A 20,881-nucleotide genomic window follows, 5' to 3' on the forward strand; every position below is an offset into this window, starting at 1 on the left:
AATAGAATAAATTCGTATTTTAAACATAAGGAACACTCCATATGTCTGAAGTCAATAAAATTGACGTAGACGCGCTAGAAACCCAAGAATGGTTACAGGCGCTTGAGTCGGTCGTAAAAGAAGAAGGCGTAGAGCGCGCTCAGTTCTTGTTAGAGCAAGTATTAGAGCAAGCGCGTCTTGATGGCGTAGATATGCCAACAGGCACTACGACTAACTATGTCAACACTATCCCAGCAGATCAAGAGCCTGCGTATCCAGGGGATGTGAACCTTGAGCGTCGTATTCGCTCTATCATCCGTTGGAATGCTATTATGATCGTACTTCGTGCTTCGAAGAAAGATCTTGAGCTGGGCGGGCATATGGCCTCTTACCAGTCGTCAGCTGCATTCTATGAAATGTGTTTCAACCACTTCTTCCGTGCACCAAACGAGAAAGACGGTGGTGACTTAGTGTATTACCAAGGCCACATCTCTCCGGGCATTTATGCTCGTGCATTTGTTGAAGGCCGCCTAAGCGCTGAGCAGCTAGATAACTTCCGTCAGGAAGTAGATGGTAACGGTATTTCTTCATACCCACACCCTAAGTTAATGCCTGAATTCTGGCAGTTCCCAACGGTTTCTATGGGTCTAGGTCCAATCGCGTCTATCTACCAAGCGCGTTTTCTTAAATACCTAGATGGCCGTGGTCTAAAAGATACGTCTGAGCAACGCGTTTACGCCTTCCTTGGTGATGGTGAAATGGACGAGCCAGAATCACGTGGTGCGATTTCTTTCGCTGCCCGTGAAAAGCTAGACAACCTATGCTACCTAATCAACTGTAACCTACAGCGTCTTGACGGCCCAGTAATGGGTAACGGTAAGATCATCCAAGAACTAGAAGGCCTATTTAAAGGTGCTGGTTGGAACGTGATCAAAGTCGTTTGGGGTTCTGGTTGGGATAAGCTACTTGCCAAAGACACTACGGGTAAATTACTACAACTGATGAATGAAACAGTTGACGGTGATTACCAAACTTACAAAGCAAAAGATGGTGCCTTCGTACGTGAACACTTCTTCGGTCGTTACCCAGAAACAGCAGCGCTTGTTGCTGATATGACTGACGATGAAATCTTCGCGTTGAAGCGCGGTGGTCATGAGCCATCTAAGCTATTTGCTGCATTTAAAGCGGCACAAGAAACCAAAGGTCGTCCAACGGTTATCCTAGCTAAAACGGTAAAAGGTTACGGCATGGGCGCTGCGGCTGAAGGCAAAAACATTGCTCACCAAGTTAAGAAAATGGACATGACACACGTAGCACACCTACGTTCACGTCTAGGCCTAGATGACTTGGTATCTGATGAGCAATTACAAGAGCTACCTTACTTGACGCTAGAAGAAGGGTCAAAAGAGCACGAATATCTACATGCTCGCCGTAACGCGCTTCACGGTTATACACCTAAGCGTTTACCTAACTTCACAGAAACGCTTACGCTACCTGAACTAGATGCATTTAAACCGCTTCTAGAAGAACAAAAGCGTGATATCTCAACCACAATGGCATACGTTCGTGCGCTTAATATCTTGTTAAAAGACAAGAATATCGGCAAGAGCATTGTTCCAATTATTGCTGATGAAGCGCGTACCTTTGGTATGGAAGGTTTATTCCGTCAAATCGGTATTTACAACCCGCACGGCCAAAACTACAGCCCAGAAGACCGCGATATCGTTTCTTACTACAAAGAAGCAACGTCAGGTCAGGTACTACAAGAAGGTATCAATGAGCTAGGCGCGATGTCTTCATGGGTTGCAGCGGCAACGTCATACAGCACGAACGACCTACCAATGATCCCGTTCTATATCTACTACTCAATGTTTGGTTTCCAACGTGTAGGTGATATGGCGTGGATGGCGGGCGACCAACAAGCGCGTGGCTTCCTATTAGGGGCAACTGCCGGTCGTACAACGCTAAATGGTGAAGGTCTACAGCACGAAGATGGTCACTCACACATTCAAGCAGGTACAGTGCCTAACTGTATTTCTTACGACCCAACGTTTGCATTTGAAGTAGCGGTTATTCTACAAGATGGTATCCGTCGTATGTACGGTCCAGAGCAAGAGAACGTGTTCTACTACCTAACGCTCATGAACGAAAACTACCATATGCCAGCAATGCCTGAAGGCGCTGAAGAAGGTATTCGTAAGGGTATTTACAAGCTTGAAAGCTACACAGGCGACAAAGCACAGGTTCAGCTAATGGGCTCGGGTACTATTCTGAACGAAGTACGTAAAGCGGCGCAGATCCTAAGCGACGACTACGGTATCGGTTCAGACGTATTCTCTGTAACGTCTTTTAACGAGCTTGCTCGTGATGGTCAAGATGCAGAGCGTTTCAATATGCTTAACCCAGAAGCAGAGCAAAAAGTGGCTTATATCACCAGCGTACTTGGTGACGCGCCAGCAATTGCTGCTACGGATTACATGAAAAACTACGCTGATCAAGTACGTGCATTTATGCCAAGCGCATCTTACAAAGTACTTGGCACAGACGGTTACGGTCGTTCAGACAGCCGTGAAAACCTACGTCGTCACTTTGAAGTGAATGCCGGTTACGTGGTAGTTGCTGCACTTGGCGAGCTAGTTAAGCAAGGCAAAGTTGAAAAATCAGTAGTGACTGACGCTATCAAGAAATTTGATATCGACACCACCAAAACTAACCCACTTTACGCATAAGAGGACGAGTGATGGCAATCGAAATTCATGTTCCAGATATTGGTGCCGATGAGGTTGAAGTAACCGAGATCCTAGTAAGCGTAGGTGACACGGTTGCAGAAGAGCAATCGCTTATCACTGTTGAAGGCGACAAAGCATCAATGGAAGTACCTGCCTCTGTGGCGGGAACAGTTAAAGAAATCAAAATAGCGGAAGGCGATAAAGTATCGACTGGCTCTTTGATCATGGTTTTTGAAGCGGCAGGTGAAGAAGCACCGGCAGAGCAACCAGCAGAAGAAGCTAAGCCAGAAGCAAACGCCTCTGGCAAGACAGAAGTGAAAGAAGTTCACGTACCAGATATTGGTGGCGATGAAGTTGAAGTCACTGAAATCTTAGTAGCTGCGGGCGATGTTGTTGAAGAAGAGCAATCGCTTATCACGGTTGAAGGCGACAAGGCTTCAATGGAAGTACCAGCACCATTTGCAGGTACTATCAAAGAAGTGAAAATCAACGCGGGTGACAAAGTGTCAACCGGTTCATTGATCTTCATCTTCGAAGTGGCAGGTAGCGGTGACGCACCTGCGACTAACGAAGCCGCAGAAGCGCCTGCTCAAGAGCAAGCACCTGCGGCATCAGCTGAAAAAGAAGTGCATGTACCAGATATCGGTGGCGACGAAGTTGAAGTTACTGAAATCATGGTTGCTGTTGGCGACAGCGTTGAAGAAGAGCAATCTCTTATCACGGTTGAAGGCGACAAAGCCTCAATGGAAGTACCAGCTCCGTTTGCAGGTACGATTAAAGAGATCAAAGTCAATGCCGGCGACAAAGTATCAACGGGTTCTTTAATCTTCGTATTCGAAGTGAAAGGCGCGGCACCAGCACCTCAGGCAGCAGCTAAAACTGAAGCAAAACCAGCTCAGCCTGCGGCTTCAGCGGCAAAATCTGAAGTACCAAAAGCCTCTGCACAAAAAGATGATTTTGTGGCCAATGATCAGTATGCCCACGCATCACCTGTGGTACGTCGTTTAGCGCGTGAGTTTGGCGTTAACCTAGCTCGCGTTAAAGGTACAGGTCGTAAGAACCGTGTACTAAAAGAAGACGTACAAAACTACGTGAAAGAGCTGGTTAAGCAAGTTGAATCTGGTCAAATCGCAAAAGGTGGCAACACTGGCGGCGGTGAGCTTGGTCTTATTCCTTGGCCAAAAGTAGATTTCAGCAAGTTTGGTGAAATAGAAGAGAAGAAACTTTCTCGCATCAATAAGCTATCGGGTGCAAACCTTCATCGTAACTGGGTACAAATCCCACATGTTACGCAGTTTGACGAAGCAGATATCACTGAGCTTGAAGCGTTCCGTAAAGAACAGAATGTGCTAGCTGAGAAGAAGAAAATGGGTGTGAAGATCACGCCATTAGTATTCGTGATGAAAGCGGCTGCAAAAGCACTTGAAGAGTTCCCAACGTTTAACTCTTCACTATCTGAAGATGGTGAGAGCTTAATCTTGAAGAAATATGTTCACATCGGTATCGCGGTTGATACACCAAATGGTCTAGTGGTTCCTGTTGTTCGCGACGTGAACAAGAAAGGCATCATTGAGATATCACGCGAGTTGATGGAAATTTCTAAGAAAGCACGTGACGGTAAACTGACGTCTGCTGATATGCAGGGCGGCTGTTTCACTATCTCAAGCCTAGGCGGTATCGGCGGTACGGCGTTTACGCCAATCGTTAATGCTCCTGAAGTTGCGATTCTTGGTGTTTCTAAGTCAGACTTCAAACCGAAATGGAATGGTAAAGAGTTTGAGCCGCGCCTAATGGTGCCGCTAAGCTGTTCATACGACCATCGTGTCATTGACGGTGCACTAGCAGCTCGCTTTACTGTGACACTTGCAAACTACTTAAGCGATATTCGCCAGCTAGTAATGTAAGAATAGAAACCGCATGACTTAGGTGATGCGGTTTTCTTGTATTTTATTGTTCCGCTTGATAATTAGGCGGGACAATAGAGAGTGTGAATGATACACTTTCGAGCAATAATAACTCTCTCTGCCCTGTGCCCCGAATCGGGTGTTTGGCAGGCACTTTGGGTCGGCTACTCTCGACGAGTAAACCCGTTCAAATAACAGTTAAGGTAATAACATGAGCAACGAAATCAAAACTCAAGTTGTTGTACTAGGCGGTGGTCCTGGTGGTTACTCTGCAGCATTCCGTGCAGCAGACTTAGGTTTAGACGTTACACTAATCGAATCTCGCGACACGCTAGGTGGTGTGTGCTTGAACGTTGGTTGTATCCCTTCAAAAGCCCTTCTTCACGTTGCAAAGGTAATTGACGATGCAGCAGAAATGGCTTCTCACGGTGTTTCTTTCGGTGCTCCACAAATTGACCTAGACAAAATCCGTTCATGGAAAGAGTCTGTGATCGGTCAACTTACAGGTGGTCTTGGCGGAATGGCTAAGATGCGTAAAGTAACTGTAGTTAACGGCTACGGTAAGTTCACAGGTTCTAACACTATCGCTGTTGAAGGTGCTGACGGTGCGAAAACAGTGACCTTTGATAACGCAATCATTGCAGCGGGTTCTCAGCCTGTAAGCCTTCCTTTCATTCCTGAAGACGAGCGTATCATCGACTCTACAGGTGCACTTGAGCTTAAAGACGTGCCTGAAAAGCTACTTGTACTAGGCGGTGGTATCATCGGTCTTGAGATGGGTACAGTTTACCGTTCACTAGGGTCAGCGATCGACGTAGTTGAGTTTGCTGATCAACTAGTACCAGCGGCTGACAAAGACGTTATCAAGATTTACCAAAAGTACGTTAAAGACAAGTTTAACGTAATGCTTTCTACTAAAGTGGTTGCTGTTGAAGCGAAAGAAGACGGTATCTACGTATCTTTCGAAGGCAAGCAAGCACCTGAAGGCCAAGTTCGTTATGACAAAGTACTAGTTGCTGTTGGTCGTACACCAAATGGTAAGCTAATTGACGCTGACAAAGCGGGCGTAAATGTTGATGAGCGTGGCTTTATCAGCACTGACAAGCAAATGAAGACTAACGTTGATCACATCTTCGCTATCGGTGACATCGTAGGTCAACCTATGCTTGCGCACAAAGCGGTTCATGAAGGTCACGTTGCTGCTGAAGTTATCTCTGGTAAGAAGCATTACTTCGATCCTAAGTGTATTCCTTCAATTGCATACACAGATCCAGAAATCGCTTGGGTTGGTGTGACTGAGAAAGAAGCAAAAGAGCAAGGTCTAAGCATTGAAACTGCGGTATTCCCGTGGGCTGCTTCTGGCCGTGCGATCGCTTCTGCACGTACTGAAGGTTCAACTAAGCTTATCTTTGATAAAGAGTCAGGCCGCGTGATCGGTGGTGCTATGGTTGGTATCAATGCAGGTGAAATGCTTGGTGAAATCGGTCTAGCAGTAGAGATGGGTGCTGACGGTGAAGACCTAGCGCTTACTATCCACGCTCACCCAACGCTGAACGAGTCAATCGGTCTAGCTGCTGAAATCTTTGAAGGTTCAATCACTGACCTTCCAAACAAAAAAGCAGTGAAGAAAAAGTAAGTTTTTCTGAGCTTTCAAAAACCCAGCCTTGTGCTGGGTTTTTTTGTTTTTGGGACCCTAGATTGTAACTCGCTCTTTATAACCTTGGCAGACTAGTTACTAAACAGTATGCTTAGAAAAGGGGCAAAAGTGTTGAGTGTACATGGAACAAATTGAGATATTTGAGATCCCAAGTCCGTGTAAGGGGATCTGTCAGGTAAATAATCGCGGTTATTGTAAAGGTTGCTATCGCAGTCGCGAAGAGCGCTTTGAGTGGAATAATCTTAATAACGAGCAAAAACGTAAAGTTATTGCGCTGTGTCAGCAACGATATAAAAGGTACTTGCAACGTAAATCAAAAACGGAGCAAGCAGATGAGCAAACAGGAGAAAACTTTAAATTTGATATTTAGCTTTGAGCATTTGTATCACCCCTTCGCGTTCAAACTCCTCTAATTTTGCTTTAATCAGTGGAATTAAGTGTTCATTGCGCTTATGCACGAAGTGAAAGCTCTCAACGACGGCTAAATTTTTTATTTGTAGGGTTTCTTCATTGATATTTTTTAAATGTGGTTTCAAGTGAAAGTCGAGAATAAGTGCTCCTTCAACTTGCTTTTGCATGACTAAATTGAGTTGTGCGACCGCGCTTTTCACCCCGATAACATAAGCTTGGATTTGGTGCTCAGCCAAATATGTGGTCGCTACAGGATAGCCGCTGCGAACCGTTAAGGATTGAAGCTCCCTAAGTTTACAATCGCCACAAAGGGTGAATAGCTGCAAGTTAAACTGAAATAACGGGTAATCAACACGACGCAAGTTTGGATACTCCTTTTCCACGCTCGCAACTCGAGCTAACTGTCCATCTAGGTTTCCTGCATTAGCTGCAATTAGAGAGCCTTTGTGATTAAATTCTTCAAGGCGTAGCTCTATGTCGAGAGATTGATAAACCATTCCCATAAGTTCAATTACATAGAGTGCTTGCGGGGTCTTTGGCGGTTGATTGAAATGCATAACTTTTGGCGTATCTGTGGCTGCTTGAGTCGCCGTTGAAATCATCATAATTAAACATAGTAATGCGGTTTTCAATCCAACTCCGTCAACTGTTTACTTAGAAGTAGAGGCTATTAGTATACATAATTTTTACAAAAAAGTGCACAGCATCTCGGTTTAATCAAAACTAGATTTTGCTGCAATAGGTGTGTTGGCTTGTGATACACTTGTGGTTCCCTTCACTTAAAATTGAATGATGTGTAATGAGCCACAACCTATGTTTGCTACCTAGACAAGAAAAATACCAAATTCAACTTGAGTATGAAGCATCGTTTTGGGCGTACCAAATAAAACGAGGCAAAAAAAGTAGAGAAGCAATCTATGATGCGATCAATCAAAGGCCACTCTCTGAACAGGATACGTTGAAGCAAAAGTTTGAATTTTACTTGAGCCTGATGCTTGCTTGATGTATTCGGTTGAACTACTCCCAGCGATAATGACACCGCTCGTTAATAAGTTTTATGATGCTCAAAAAGCACGAGGACGAGCTGCAAAACACGACAACGTTTGGGTAGTTAAAGATAATAGTAAAATTATAGCGGCTTGTCGTTTACAGCCTGTAGATGGCTATTGGTTACTTGTAGGCGTTTATGTTGCACCGCAGTTTAGACGCAAAGGTGTTGCAAAAAAATTAATTGAATCAGCTGTTTATCATTTTCGCAGTGTAAACCCTGGGCAAACAGTTTATACCTTTGCATATCGCCACCTCTGTCATTTTTATACCGCACTTGGGTTTCAAAATAACTCATGCCAATTACCGTCTGAACTCGCTTCTCGCTTATCTAGTTATCTTGGACAAAACCGTCAACTCGTGGCAATGTATTACGTCTAATTAACAATCTCGGCCTTTTATGTTTCGCCTGTGTTTTATATTTTGCATTTGCCTATTTACTGCATTGGTAAATGCCGCGCAAATTTCACGACTTTCACCTGCTGAAGGGTTATCACAAAGTTACGTCAATACACTGCTTATCGACGAGCAAGGGTATCTATGGCTTTCCACTGAAGGTGGGCTTAACCGTTACGATGGCTATCAGGTATTGGATGTAAATGGACCCGATGGCGTACTTGATAAAGTGCAGGTAAATTATATCTATCAGGACAACCTTGGTGGGATTTGGATCACGACGGGTATTGCAGGGTTACTGCGATACGATCCGATGAAAGATGAGTATAGAAAATATATAGAACCACCGTCTACAGAGGACGAGTTTTATTCTAATTTGGTTAATATTGTTTTGACCAAAGATGATGATCATATGTGGGTTGTGCGTACCAATGATGTTGCGACCCTCAATATCCACTCAGGTAAGCTCAAGAGTGAGGTGACTTTACCGTTAGATGAAGAAAGTGGTTTTATACGCGCTGTTTATCAACATCAAGACATCTTGTTTATCGCCACTTCAGAGCGCTTGTTTGCATATCATTTAACAACGAAAAAATTAAGAACCCTCGATCACCTTGCTCCCATTGAACATCCTTATCAAACAAATACTAAATCACTATTTATTTTAGACCAGGATACCTTGCTCGTGGGTGCGGTTCAGGGGATGTATGAGCTAGATATTTCTCAACTACTAAAAGATTTTGACGCAGAGGTACCGTTTAAAACGCTGCTTCCCGAACTAAACATATGGAAAATGCTCAGGCATGATGAACATACCTTGCTGCTTGGTACTGACAAAGGTCTTGTTTATTACACGATTGAAGATGGTAATGCGGTTCGAGATAGGCGTTTGTCTTCAAGCGTATTTTTGCCGTCAAATACCAGTATTATTGATATTGTTAAAGACAACTATGGTGGCCTTTGGGTCGCCACAAAAGAAGACGGTGCATTTTACTTACCAGACAGTACGCTGGCGTTTGATAATGTTAGTGATCTTACCGTTGAAGGTGAAGGTTTTTCTCACAGTAATGTCTGGGCGATGCATGAATCTAATCAATTTTTGTGGCTGGCAACGAATGACGGCCTAACACGATACAATCCAAAAACCAGAGAGACTAAACAGTTTCTAAAGGGTTACTTGGGTGACGAAATTCTCTCAGAGTTTATTATCTGGAAGATTGCGGAGTATAACAATAAGCTTTGGCTCACGACGGTAAAAGGACTGTTTGTCTTTGACCCTATTACTCACGAAGTAACAAGGCCCAAGGCTAACAATCCAGAAGATAAAGAGATATTGACATCCTTTGTGAAAGGTGGGGAGTTGTTATCTGATGGTAAGTTTTATTTCGTCAATAGTGACGTTGGGATGTTCGTTTACGATATTAATACAGCAGAGCTGACACACCTGACGAAGTCATTTGAAAATGTCGATCCGTTTCTTACTTATGGCTTCTACCCACCACTTCCAAACGAGCCGCTTAAACCCCTTTACTACTATGCTGGCGTATTGCTGCAATATGATCCGCAGTTGGAAACGCTAACTGAGATCTATAAAGCGCCGAAAGCAAATAAGCATTTAGCGGTCGATATCACTACCTACACCATAGATAAAAATAATATCTTGTGGTTGTCGTTATCATCCTTTGGTTTGATTGGTCTGACGTTAGATGGTTACGAGCCAATTTATAACATCGATTTAAAAGCCCATAAAATAGATACTTTGATGTATGAAATGCGCCAAGACAAGGAAGGTATGATTTGGATGTCATCTCATAAAGGTATTTGGCGTCTAGACCCAGATAATTTGCATTTACAACAATTCACGACCGAAGATGGCATACTTTCTAATGAGTTTAACGGTGGCGCGTCGGTGATGTTGGAAGACGGTCGCATAGCCTATGGTATGTTGAAAGGGTTTGTGGTGTTTTCTCCCGATGACAACAGACCTAAAAAGCCATTACTTGATCATGTCAATATCACCAGCGTGGATTTAATTTCTCGCCCAAATCAAAAAGCCGGATTAAAGCAATTTGATCACATCGAGCTTGAGCATGATGACATTGGACTCGAAGTGTCATTCTCTGCAATGGCATTTAGTTATCAGGATCGGATTATTTATGAGTATCAAATATCTGGTGGTCAGAAGATCCTGAGTCGTAATCAAAATCGCGTGGTATTTCCTAAACTTAATCCCGGTGAATATGCGTTAAAAGTTTGGGCTAAAGATCCGTTAACAGGAGATTATACACCGCCTGCAAAATTAACCATTAATGTAAATTACCCCGCGTGGCGCTCACCTGTTGCGATTGCCGGATATGTTTTTCTTACGCTTTTACTACTGTCTCTTTGGAGCTATCGAAAGTATCGCGTTGAGCAACTTATTCTTGCCGCTCATAAGGAAACACAAGACCGCGAAGCTAGGTTGAAAATGGCGCTAGAGGGAAGTAACTCCGGCGTATGGGAGTGGCATGCGGGTAGTACCTTAATCTATCAGCCTCGATTAGTTACGGAGCTCGATTACGAGCTTGAGAGTGTCGGCTTGGATGATTATCTGCAAAAGATACATCCCTCGGATAGAGCCATGTTTCGCTTACAGTGGCTTGAGTTCGTCACAACGAACAAAGGCTTTATCGACTGTACTTATCGATTAAAAGACAGCAAAGGTCAGTGGCGTTGGTATAAGGACTTTGGCAAGGTACTTGAGTGGGATGAAGGTAATCCAACTCAGGTGGCAGGCACCTATACCAACTTAACGCGTGAGCGTTTATTTGAAGAGCGAGCCGCATTATTTGGGGCGGCGTTTGAGCAGACCCGTGACTGGGTAATGATCTTAGACAAAAGACTGCGTATTCAGGCTTGTAATCGGGCGATGCAAAATGCCTTTAACCTTGACTCTATCCCATCATCAAGCACTGCGGTGAAGCTTGGGATGTCGAGACAAAAACGTATGATGTATCTACGCCAGACGTTGGCGCTGGCTGTGCATCAGCATTTAAGCTCTGAGGAAGTGGTGAGTTTGCCCAATGGTGACGAAAGAGACGTACTTATAAAAATTAGTGCCGTGGCGAATAGCGATGGTGAACTATACAGTTATGTGGTGGTGCTTACCGATATTAGCCAGCAAAAGCGCACAGAAAAAGAGCTATACCAGCTTGCTAACTATGATTTACAAACTAAGTTACCAAATAAAGCGTTATTGATGGATAGAGTGCAGCACGCAATCGTGCATTCGCAACATACACATTTCGCACTTTTGGTCATAAAGTTTAACCGTTTGCAGAACCTATACGATATCTATGGTGCAGACTTTGTTGCTGAGTTGCTTCCTCTGCTTGCAACAAAGCTACGCTGCTGCTTCCGTGAGTTAGATAGCTTAGCGACGGGACATGATAAGTCGTTTTATGTGTTGATGGAGCACCTCGACAACCCTGAACAGGTTCATCAGTATGTTGAGTGTTTGGTTCACTCATTTAGTACTCCAATTGAAGCCGCAGGGCATACCGTACTTATGCAACCTGCCATTGGTATTGCAATGTATCCCGACGATGCGTCAGACGCTTTTGAGTTAAACCAAGCAGCAAAGGCTGCGCTTGAGCATGTTAATGTACAGCAAATTTCCAGTTATCAGTTTTTTCGCGAAGAAATGAATGGCAAGGTTAGGCGTTCACGAGAAGTCGAGCAAGCACTTATGAGGGCCTTAAAAAATGGTGAATTTAGTAATCATTATCAGCCTATTGTCGATGTAGAAAGCGATACTCTGCTTGGCTTTGAAGCGCTATTACGCTGGCCTGAAAATAGCGAGTTTTGTGCGCAGGAGTATGCGCTTGCTGCTGAACATGCCGGTGTCGTTACCGAGCTTACCTTACAAACCCTTTCTCGGGCATTAGTTGAATTGAGACACTGGCAAACCATGAAGCAAGACCTATATATATCCATTAATCTCTCGGCCATTGATTTTGAATCCTCAAGCTTAGTCGAGGATATTCAACAAGCACTGTGCCGCAGTAAAGTGTCGGGTCATTCTGTGGCCTTTGAGATAACAGAAACAGCTCTGCTTTCTAAGGTTGAGAGCGCGGTGAAAGTGATGAAAGAAATAAAAGCACTGGGCTGTCGTATCTATATGGATGACTTTGGGACGGGGTATGCCTCTTTGACCTATCTGCAACAATTGCCTATTGATGTCATCAAGATAGATAAAAGCTTTGTACAGCAAATTGCTGAGGATCCTGAAAGCTATTTAATTATTCGCTCATGTGTAAATTTAGCGCATGGATTGGGATTAAAATGTGTCGCAGAAGGGGTGGAAAACGATCTACAGTATCAACGCATCAAAGCAGAGCGAGTTGATTATTATCAAGGTTACCGTTTCAGCTCGGCGATTAGTGGCGAACAAGTCGCGCAGCTACTCTCTGAAATATAGCTGTAGTCTCTTTGGCTACAGCTTTTTACCACAGTGACGACAGTACATATGATGGACGCGTTGACTACTCATTAGTTTAATTGCTTGGTTTGCTTCCAATTGACTTAAGCCAAGCTCTATACGAAGGGCTTCTAAATGGGCTTGTTCACTTTTGTCGACATCACCATCGACTAACGCATGCAATACCGCCTCATTGAATGCATCTCGACGTTTGCGCATTTGGTCCGCAAAGCTTGAGGCCAAGAGGCCGGTGGGGATCGCGACCATGCCCATACTGAGTAAAGTGATAAGGCCACCAAAAAATTGTCCAAGCGGGGTGATAGGCACAACATCGCCATAACCCACGGTGGTTAGAGTAGCCATCGCCCACCACATCGCTTTAGGAATGGAGCCAAATTTATCCGGTTGCACATCGTGTTCAATAAGATAAATTCCGCAAGAGGCCATGATAAGCACCACACTCATAATGAAAAAGGCAGCAAGCAATGAGCTCGACTCTTCTTTAAATGCTGCAAGCAGCAACTGCATGGCTCGAGAGTAGCGCGTCAGCTTAAAGATCCTGAGTAATCGAATAACACGTAAAAAGCGCAGATCAAAGGTGATAAAGGCCATTAATATGGTTGGCAAAATAGCGATGAGATCAATCACCGCCAGCGGTGATATCAGATACTTTAGGCGCTTTTTCCAATTTGGTATATCCAAATGGCGGTAATCAAGCTTATCGACACAGCACCAAAATCTCAGTAAGTATTCAATGGCGAAGATGGTCACACTGACTAACTCTAGGGTGAGAAAGTAGTGATGGTACACAGTTGCTAAGTCGCGCTCAGATTCCAACACGATGGCAACGACATTGGTTAAAATCAGGGTGATGAGGAAGATATCAACTGCCCGCCCGAGTCGGCGGTATTGCCCTGTAGCCTCGAGCACCGCAGCCGTTTTTTCTCTGATGTGAAGTTGCATCAAGTTGCCAGCATCCCTTATCTTTTTTGTGTTTAGTTTAAGTGTAACACCATCTGAATGGTGCCTTCCTCAAAATCTCGAGATACGGTGAATCCGAGCTTTTTGGCAAGACCTATCATACCGCTATTTTCTGGCAGAGTGATCCCTTCTATACTTTGTACGTTTTGTTTACGACAGTGTTTTATAGCAGCTTCCATGAGTATTCGTCCAAGCCCAAGTCCTTGGCAGTCTGAGCGTACCACTACGGCAAATTCAGCCACTTGGTTATCTGGGTCCATCAATACGCGTGATACCCCAAGCGTTTGGTAGCTAGATTTATTCGGCACAGTGACGATAAACGCCATTTCTCGGTCGTAGTCAATTTGCGTCATTTTGGCGAGTTGCTCATGATTAAATTGCGGCAGCTCGCCAAAAAAGCGGCGGTATCTATCTTCTTTACTTAAAGACTGGTCAAATTCTTGGTGCGCTCTTTCATCCTCAGGACGAATAGGTCTCAAGGTTGCAGGGCGGCCATCTTTTAATGTCACGGTTTTTACCAACTCTCGGGGGTAAGGCCGGATGGCCAAGCGTTTACGGCCTGATACTGGCTCGTATCGTCTTAGCGTAATACTGGCGTCGAGCACTTGGAACTGACCCGAACAGGCCAAAATAGGGTTGAGTTCCATATCAATAATATCGGGTTGGTCGACTACCATTTGAGAGACACGAGTGAGTAGGGCGCACAGACGGTATTTATCGACCTTTTCAGGCAGTGCTCGCTCCTTGATAAAGCCTTTGTCATGGGCGGCTGCAATCAGGTACTTTGCAAGGTTCATATTCAGTGGCGGTAATGCCACCGCAGCTTGCGAGAAATTGAGCCCGGTGCCCGCTTCACCCAGTAAAATAACAGGGCCAACACCAGGTTCGGTTTTTACTGCTATCCGTAATTCTTGTCCACCAGCGCGTTTTGCCATGCGTTGTAAAGAGAAGCCTTCTATTTCAGCTTCGGGGGCAGCCTCGCGGATCCGTAGTAACATCGAAAATGCGGTTTGCTCTACTTCTTCGGCATCATTGAGGTTGAGCACAACCCCACCCACTTCCGACTTAGAGGGGATGTCATGACTTATCAGCTTAAGTGCAACGGGAAAGCCAAGCTGCTGAGCTTGCTCTTTTGCTTCTGAGGGGGTGAGTGCGATTTGCGTCTCTATACATTCTATATCGTAATTAGCCAGCACTTGAGAAGCTAAATGGGTCGCGAGTTTATTGGCGCCAGAGTTTAAAAAGTCATTGATTAAACGTTTGCTTTGCAGGTGTTGCAGCTGGTCTTCATCACTGTAGGATTCTGGTGTCTGTGTGAGATGTTTTTGGTTTCGGCGGTAGCTCACCAAGTGCATAAAGGCACCAACTGCACCTTCGGGTGTACGATAAGTTGGGATCTTAGCATTTGCGCATACAAGCCTTGCAGCATATGCCGCTTCTTCACCCATAAAGTTTGTCATCACATAAGGGCGTGCCATTTTTGGAATTTTGGCTAGGGTCTGTGCAATGATCTCGGCATAAGCGGTACTTGGCGCAAGCGCTGAAGGAGTATGAATTATCAATAAGTTTTTGACTTCGTCAGCTTTTAACAGAACTTCTAGTGCTTGTTGGTAACGTTTTGGCGAGGAATCACCAAAAATATCTATAGGGTTACAAGCATGATCCGTTTGTGGGATCAGGGCGCTGAGCGCTTGCTTGGTCTGCTCGCTTAGTACCGCCAGTTTGCCTGAGTTCTGTAGTAAGGTATCGACCGCCATAATGCCAGGGCCGCCACCATTGGTTAAAATGGTCAGCTGTTCTACTTGCAGCAATTTGGGGTGTAAAGCAAGGGTTTGAGTGGCAGCAAATAGCTCCCTAAGATCGTTTACCCTCAGCATACCTGCACGTTGGAACATGGCATCATAAACTGCGTCATCGGAGGTATTGCCGCCGGTGTGATTCAGCGCAGCGATTGCGCCAGCCTTGGTTTTACCGGTTTTTATGGCGATGACGGGCTTACTAAATGCAGCGGCTCGAGCTGCGGAAATAAAGCGCCTAACATCGTCGATATTATCAATATAAAGCAAAATAGCTTGGGTTTTTGGATCCCGTCCGAGGAAATCGAGTAGTTCGTCGAAATCGATATCAAGGCAATCCCCAACGGAAACAAAGTAAGAAAAGCCGATTTTTTTATGTTGTGCCCAGTCCAGTATGGTTGAACATACCGCCGCCGATTGTGAAATAAAAGCAAGCTTACCGGGTGCTGCAACCGTATGAGAAAAACTAGCATTAATACCCAAGTGAGGAATGAGTAAACCGAGGCAATTAGGACCAAGCAAGGTGACTTTGGCTATTTTGGCGGCTTCTTTTAATAGTTGTTTATGCTGATTATCGAGACCTGCTGCGATGATGATTGCATGCTGACAACCAATTTCGCCAAGCTCATTGATGATTTGCACTAGGGTTTGTTTGTTGGTACAAATAACAGCGAGATCAGGGACTTTGGGTAACTGTCTAATAGTATTGTAAGCAAGTACTCCATGCACTGCGGTATGTTTTGGGCTGACGGGCATAATGGGCCCTTTAAAGCCGCCTTGCAGCAAGTTACGCATTACAATAAAGCCGGCGCGATCTGGATTGTTAGAAGCACCAATCACCGCAATAGATTGGGGGTTAAAAAATTGGCTAATACGCTTTACGCTCATACTGTTTCCTAGTTCAGCCGCAGCTCATAAGCACCACTCTACCATTTTGCTCGCAGTTTTCGAGTGCAATTAAGGTAGACTTTGATCTATCCCTATAATAATTGTACGAAAACCATGACTGAGGCGTAACGTTGAGGACAAAAATATGTCTACTATGAGTAAATATTTAGCTCCTGCGGCTTTGCTATCACTGGCGATGATAGTGAGTGGCTGGATGGTAAAATCGACCATTCTAGAAGTAAAAGGAATGGAGCGAACGGTAAGTGTAAAAGGGTTATCGGAAAAGGAAGTAACGGCAGATACGGTGATTTGGCCTGTATTTTATCGTGATGCAGATAACGATCTGGAAGCGTTGGTTGAGCGCACTGAAAAGAAAAACGCAGCTATCCGCGCGTTCTTAACCTTACATGGCTTTGATGCTTCCGAGCTTTCGATATCAGCGCCTTCTATTACAGATAAATACGCCCAAGAGTACGGACAAAATAATCAGGGATTTCGGTATGTGGCAAAAGCTGGTGTGACAGTGTACTCCAATAATCCAGATAAGGTATCGCAAGCGCTAGGGCAGTTAAGTGAGCTGGCCAAACAAGGTATTGCCATCACCAAAGATGATTATCAAAATCGAGTTGAATATTTGTTTACTGGCCTTAATGATATTAAGCCTGAAATGGTGCAAGAAGCCACACAAAAAGCACGAGAAGTGGCGGTCAAATTTGCTAAAGATTCCGACTCTGTACTTGGCGAAATAAAATCAGCAAGACAAGGGCAATTTAGCATTCGCGATAGAGACAGTAATACACCGCAGATCAAAATTGTACGTGTGGTCACGAGCGTAGAATACTATTTATCGGATTAGTATTAGCGCTAACTGCATTGAATTCACTCCCTATGCCAGCTATTGGTGCGTAAATTTGCCTTGCCTACAGGAAGCAGTGTTACCACTAAAACTCTCTGGCTGGACAAGGGGGAAATTAAGGTGAACTTTAAAAACAATAAGTTAGCTTATTCCTTATCCAAGACTCAGGTTGATTACTTTGTATCATCAGTGGAATATCTTAAGCTGAGCCAAAGATAGTGCCTTTCTATCAGCGTGTATTGATTAGATGGGTAGAGCTAGTCAATTTAGGCTAAAGGGTAATAATACAGGACTTGATGGTAACGATTTGATTTTTAAATTTTTATGTGTTCTCAGGTGGATCATAATTCTTAGTAGTAATTAGCCTGATAAACAAATTGTTTCTCAGTTAAGGCTATACTCAGTGAGTTAACAGCTCTTTATAATCTTTTATGTAATGCTGGTGCAGCAATGTCTAATGACATCGCTGCTCAGTGAGTCAACTAACGATAGTGGCTCGCTTTATTTTTCCTCTTGCTCCTTAAGCACGTAGATCTCACCATCGAAACTACCTTGAATGGTCAATCCTTGGCCTGCCAGTTCCTTGAGATATTCAATATGCTCTTGGGTAATATGTTGACCCGGCACCAAAAGCGGAATACCCGGAGGATACGGGGTGACTAAACCTGCACAAATACGGTTGTTGCTCTTGTTAATAGGTACAGATTCACGTTCACCGTAGAAGGCATCACTAGGAATACAAGCAAGGTCAATAGCGGGTAAATTCTCAGGCAAGCGCGAGCGTCGCGTTGACTTCGATAGTTTTACCTTGCCGCCATCGAGCTTTTTTAAGGCATTGTATAAACGAATGATCTTTGAGCGTGTACCACCCAAGGTTAGTAAGACTAAGATGGTACTGTGCGTGTATTTCTCAATCTCCAGCCCAATTTCGTCTAGCAGAAACTTATGAATATCCTTTAATGAGTATGGCAGTTCACTAATATCGATGAGGATTTTAAGCGGATCATGACCCATATTATCGCCACTAAAATGTGGGAATATGTTCATAAAATCTTGCTTATCAAGCACTTTTATATGTTTGAGCGAGGCCATCTGCTGTTTGAACTCTGCAACATGGTTCAGCAGCGCATTGAGTAATTTATAGCCTTCCATCTCTAACTGCTTTTGGCACACATCCAAAGACGCAATCAGTTGGTACTTTGGCGAGGTGCTGGCGTAGATACTGTAAATCTCACGGAAAAAATCAGCATCAAAATCGGGGTCATTAATATGGATATAAGACGCCTGTGAAAATGCCGATACGACTTTATGCGCCGAATGAGTGACATAATCGGCACCTGCATGAATGGCGGAGTAATGGCGCAAGCTAGGGTGAAATAGCGAGTAAGCAAACCAAGCTTCATCAATAAAAACTTTGATGCCATGCTGATGGGCAAATTCTACGACTTGTTTCAGGTCGCTCAGCAAACCATCATAGGTACAACCTGTGAGCACCAGTAGTTTTGCATCGGTATTTTGTTCAATCGCTTGCTTAATATCGGCCAGTGAAGGCGGTGCAAATATGCCATATTTTGGATTTAAAATACTCGACAAATAGATTGGGAAACTGGCCGATTGCAAAATGCCGTAGTGCACTGACTTATGACAGTTGCGGTCGATGATCACCTTATCGCCTTTGCGAAGTAGGGTTTGCAAAATGATTTTATTCGAGGTGGACGAGCCATTAGTCACGAAGTAGGTGCGCTTAACCTCAAACGTTGCTGCAGCGGACTCCTGAGCGCGGCCAATGGTATTGGTACTATCTGACAGTGAACCTAACGAATCAACCGATACCGACAAGTCTCCGACAAATACATTACGGCCATAGAATTGATAAAAATCTTTGATATAAGGAGAGTTTCTAAAGCTCGAACCGCCGCTGTGACCCGGAGTATGCCAGGAGTCGTTCGCTTCGCCGACATAACTGCGATACGCGGTCCAAAATGGCGTCTCGGCTCTGTCATCAAAGTCGTTGATCATATAACCTAAAATGGCTTCAGGATCTGAGATAACTTCATCTTTAAAGAAGAAAGACTCGATTTCCTCGGATTCGTTGACTATCTCAAGCCCTTTAGTGTCATCACCAATAACATAAACCGGTAATTCTAGACGAATACTTTTTAATTGCTCGATAAAGCGACTATAGGTTTGTTCGCCACTTTTCTGTTGCACATCCCAACTCAGCACGACAGCTTGAATATCACCATCTTCAGTGACATGCTCCAAGGCTTTTGAAAGTTCGAGACATTCAATAATATCGATTTGAACATCCTCTCGCTCAAAATTAGGGATCGTTTTTGACAGATTGCTTGAGAGCGCTTGCAATACGGCTGGCTCTTGTTCTATTAACAAGATACGAAGGACAGGTAGCATAATGATATTCGCATTAAAATTTAAAGACTTTCATTAGCATAAAGAAAGCGTAGTGATTTGTGAAATCAATACTTTGAAAATGTTCTAGAAATTGTAAAACGGATGTAGGCGAGGAAGTTGTTGCGAGTGATGGAAAGTGTGCTATTCAACATAGGAAACAGGAAGGTTTCGAGTATCAGGCGTGTCTGAGTTAAATTTGGGATAGGGTGTTTTTGAAGGCTGTATTACGATTGCTTTTCAATGATAAATACAGTAGTGATAAAAACCACAGTATTAGCTAACAGATCAATAGGAGTCAAAATGAGATTGGTTAATTATGTTGTGTATGTGTTCTTATTTGGGTGTTTAATCAGCTTCCCTTCATGGGCTGATACAAATAACTTGTCGGGAACATTGGTTGTTGTAAATAAAAAGGGGGACTCGGTTGATTTCATCGATCTTAGCAGCCGAAAAATTAAGCTGACGCTCGCAACCGGCAGAGGACCACATGAATTAGCAATGAGTGCCGACGGGCATACGGCTGTTGTCACTAATTATGCTCGTGGCAATAGTCTAAGTGTTTTTGACGTTCGGCAAGCAAAAAAAGTTAAAACCATTGATTTTTCTCGTTATCCAAGGCCACATGGCGTGTTGTTTTTAAAAGACCAAAAACGCGTTGCAGTATCGTCTGAAGGCTCCGACAGTGTGGTAATCGTTGATATAGAGTCGGGGAAAATTGATAAAGTAATAGCAACAGAGCAAAGAGGCTCTCATATGGTGGCGCTGCCGGCGTCTAGCGAGCGTGTTTACACCACAAATATGCGCGCAGATTCAGTGTCTGAATTAGATGTAAAGTCAGGTGCCTTACTTCGCAAAATTTCAATGCCAAAAGTACCAGAGGCTATCACCATAAATAAAAGTGGCTCAGAGCTCTGGGTTGGTAGCAACGATGATGGCTTAGTTACCGTGTTTGATGTAGCAAATGAGCGTATAATTAAGCAATGGAAAGGCTATAGCTTTCCATACCGTGTGTTACTTACCCGCGATGAGCAGTTTGCTGTGATCTCAGACTATAGGAATCACACCCTTGATGTGATCGATGCAATGCACAAAGAAAAGCTGCGTCAAATAAAGTTTGAGCCGGGAACAGGACCAAAAGGCGTGATCCTCCATCCAGACGATCGCACTTTATTTTTATCCGCTTACCAAAAAAATAAGGTCCTTGTTATAGATATTGTATCTGGCAAAACCTTATTTGAACTCCCTACTGGTAACGGACCAGATGGAATAGGGTATTCAGCAGTGGTATTGCCTTAGGCTAACCATCACGTCGATACGAATGTGGCGTGAAGTAGGAGCTGCTTTACGCAGCGATCTGTGCTTTCAT

Annotated in this window: 13 protein-coding genes; 9 read left to right on the plus strand and 4 right to left on the minus strand. The window is 44.0% G+C overall.

Annotation, left to right across the window (positions count from 1 at the left end):
- The first annotated feature begins 41 nt into the window (after nucleotides 1-41).
- The 4 genes from aceE (at nucleotide 42) to QSH61_RS04545 (ending at nucleotide 6,639) form a co-directional block, all read left to right on the plus strand.
- On the plus strand, nucleotides 42-2,708 hold the full coding sequence (gene aceE, locus QSH61_RS04530; protein WP_206471282.1) for a pyruvate dehydrogenase (acetyl-transferring), homodimeric type: 2,667 nt from the start codon (nucleotides 42-44) through the stop codon (nucleotides 2,706-2,708).
- An 11-nt stretch (nucleotides 2,709-2,719) separates the two neighbouring features.
- Nucleotides 2,720-4,612: a pyruvate dehydrogenase complex dihydrolipoyllysine-residue acetyltransferase gene (aceF, locus tag QSH61_RS04535; protein WP_174170858.1), complete on the plus strand. Its 1,893-nt coding sequence runs from the start codon at nucleotides 2,720-2,722 to the stop codon at nucleotides 4,610-4,612.
- A 211-nt stretch (nucleotides 4,613-4,823) separates the two neighbouring features.
- Nucleotides 4,824-6,248 (plus strand): dihydrolipoyl dehydrogenase, encoded by a 1,425-nt coding sequence (gene lpdA, locus QSH61_RS04540; protein ID WP_010607389.1) that lies wholly within the window; start codon nucleotides 4,824-4,826, stop codon nucleotides 6,246-6,248.
- Nucleotides 6,249-6,390: 142 nt separating this feature from the next.
- Nucleotides 6,391-6,639, plus strand: coding sequence for a DUF1289 domain-containing protein (locus QSH61_RS04545; protein ID WP_010607388.1), 249 nt, complete (start codon nucleotides 6,391-6,393; stop codon nucleotides 6,637-6,639).
- Here QSH61_RS04545 and QSH61_RS04550 read toward each other — a convergent pair.
- Nucleotides 6,623-7,312, minus strand: coding sequence for a transporter substrate-binding domain-containing protein (locus tag QSH61_RS04550; protein WP_174170857.1), 690 nt, complete (start codon nucleotides 7,310-7,312; stop codon nucleotides 6,623-6,625). The genes QSH61_RS04545 and QSH61_RS04550 overlap by 17 nt on opposite strands.
- A 167-nt stretch (nucleotides 7,313-7,479) precedes the next feature.
- Here QSH61_RS04550 and QSH61_RS04555 point away from each other — a divergent pair, with 167 nt between their 5' ends.
- From QSH61_RS04555 to QSH61_RS04565, 3 genes are all read left to right on the plus strand, one after another.
- The gene (locus QSH61_RS04555; RefSeq protein ID WP_010607386.1) at nucleotides 7,480-7,683 is read left to right on the plus strand and encodes a DUF3283 family protein; all 204 of its coding nucleotides are present in this window, start codon (nucleotides 7,480-7,482) and stop codon (nucleotides 7,681-7,683) included.
- A complete protein-coding gene (locus tag QSH61_RS04560) occupies nucleotides 7,683-8,108 on the plus strand; it encodes a GNAT family N-acetyltransferase (protein WP_102056234.1) in 426 nt (141 codons plus the stop codon). Before QSH61_RS04555 ends, QSH61_RS04560 begins: the two co-directional genes overlap by 1 nt.
- Nucleotides 8,109-8,241: 133 nt before the next feature.
- On the plus strand, nucleotides 8,242-12,582 hold the full coding sequence (locus tag QSH61_RS04565) for an EAL domain-containing protein (protein ID WP_413782972.1): 4,341 nt from the start codon (nucleotides 8,242-8,244) through the stop codon (nucleotides 12,580-12,582).
- Nucleotides 12,583-12,597: 15 nt separating this feature from the next.
- On the opposite strand, the gene QSH61_RS04570 is transcribed toward QSH61_RS04565, so the two are convergent.
- Complete coding sequence (locus QSH61_RS04570) at nucleotides 12,598-13,545, minus strand: ion transporter (protein WP_102056235.1); 948 nt, start codon at nucleotides 13,543-13,545, stop codon at nucleotides 12,598-12,600.
- A gap of 32 nt (nucleotides 13,546-13,577) precedes the next feature.
- On the minus strand, nucleotides 13,578-16,247 hold the full coding sequence (locus QSH61_RS04575) for a bifunctional acetate--CoA ligase family protein/GNAT family N-acetyltransferase (protein WP_010607382.1): 2,670 nt from the start codon (nucleotides 16,245-16,247) through the stop codon (nucleotides 13,578-13,580).
- A 145-nt stretch (nucleotides 16,248-16,392) separates the two neighbouring features.
- Here QSH61_RS04575 and QSH61_RS04580 point away from each other — a divergent pair, with 145 nt between their 5' ends.
- The gene (locus tag QSH61_RS04580) at nucleotides 16,393-17,103 is read left to right on the plus strand and encodes an SIMPL domain-containing protein (protein ID WP_206471281.1); all 711 of its coding nucleotides are present in this window, start codon (nucleotides 16,393-16,395) and stop codon (nucleotides 17,101-17,103) included.
- Nucleotides 17,104-17,604: 501 nt separating this feature from the next.
- Here the strand turns inward: QSH61_RS04580 and QSH61_RS04585 are convergent.
- Complete coding sequence (locus tag QSH61_RS04585) at nucleotides 17,605-19,515, minus strand: aminotransferase class V-fold PLP-dependent enzyme (RefSeq protein ID WP_206471280.1); 1,911 nt, start codon at nucleotides 19,513-19,515, stop codon at nucleotides 17,605-17,607.
- Between the two features lie 300 nt (nucleotides 19,516-19,815).
- Here QSH61_RS04585 and QSH61_RS04590 point away from each other — a divergent pair, with 300 nt between their 5' ends.
- On the plus strand, nucleotides 19,816-20,811 hold the full coding sequence (locus tag QSH61_RS04590; RefSeq protein WP_206471279.1) for a YncE family protein: 996 nt from the start codon (nucleotides 19,816-19,818) through the stop codon (nucleotides 20,809-20,811).
- Nucleotides 20,812-20,881: the final 70 nt, after the last annotated feature.

Source organism: Pseudoalteromonas sp. JC3 (assembly GCF_030291895.1).
Taxonomy (GTDB): Bacteria; Pseudomonadota; Gammaproteobacteria; order Enterobacterales; family Alteromonadaceae; genus Pseudoalteromonas.

Bases quoted from the DNA above. Each gene is read 5' to 3' on its own strand.
- aceF (WP_174170858.1), top strand. From the start codon at position 2,720: ATGGCAATCGAAATTCATGTTCCAGATATTGGTGCCGATGAGGTTGAA.
- QSH61_RS04575 (WP_010607382.1), bottom strand. From the start codon at position 16,247: ATGAGCGTAAAGCGTATTAGCCAATTTTTTAACCCCCAATCTATTGCG.
- lpdA (WP_010607389.1), top strand. From the start codon at position 4,824: ATGAGCAACGAAATCAAAACTCAAGTTGTTGTACTAGGCGGTGGTCCT.
- aceE (WP_206471282.1), top strand. From the start codon at position 42: ATGTCTGAAGTCAATAAAATTGACGTAGACGCGCTAGAAACCCAAGAA.
- QSH61_RS04555 (WP_010607386.1), top strand. From the start codon at position 7,480: ATGAGCCACAACCTATGTTTGCTACCTAGACAAGAAAAATACCAAATT.
- QSH61_RS04545 (WP_010607388.1), top strand. From the start codon at position 6,391: ATGGAACAAATTGAGATATTTGAGATCCCAAGTCCGTGTAAGGGGATC.
- QSH61_RS04585 (WP_206471280.1), bottom strand. From the start codon at position 19,515: ATGCTACCTGTCCTTCGTATCTTGTTAATAGAACAAGAGCCAGCCGTA.
- QSH61_RS04560 (WP_102056234.1), top strand. From the start codon at position 7,683: ATGTATTCGGTTGAACTACTCCCAGCGATAATGACACCGCTCGTTAAT.
- QSH61_RS04580 (WP_206471281.1), top strand. From the start codon at position 16,393: ATGTCTACTATGAGTAAATATTTAGCTCCTGCGGCTTTGCTATCACTG.
- QSH61_RS04590 (WP_206471279.1), top strand. From the start codon at position 19,816: ATGAGATTGGTTAATTATGTTGTGTATGTGTTCTTATTTGGGTGTTTA.
- QSH61_RS04570 (WP_102056235.1), bottom strand. From the start codon at position 13,545: ATGCAACTTCACATCAGAGAAAAAACGGCTGCGGTGCTCGAGGCTACA.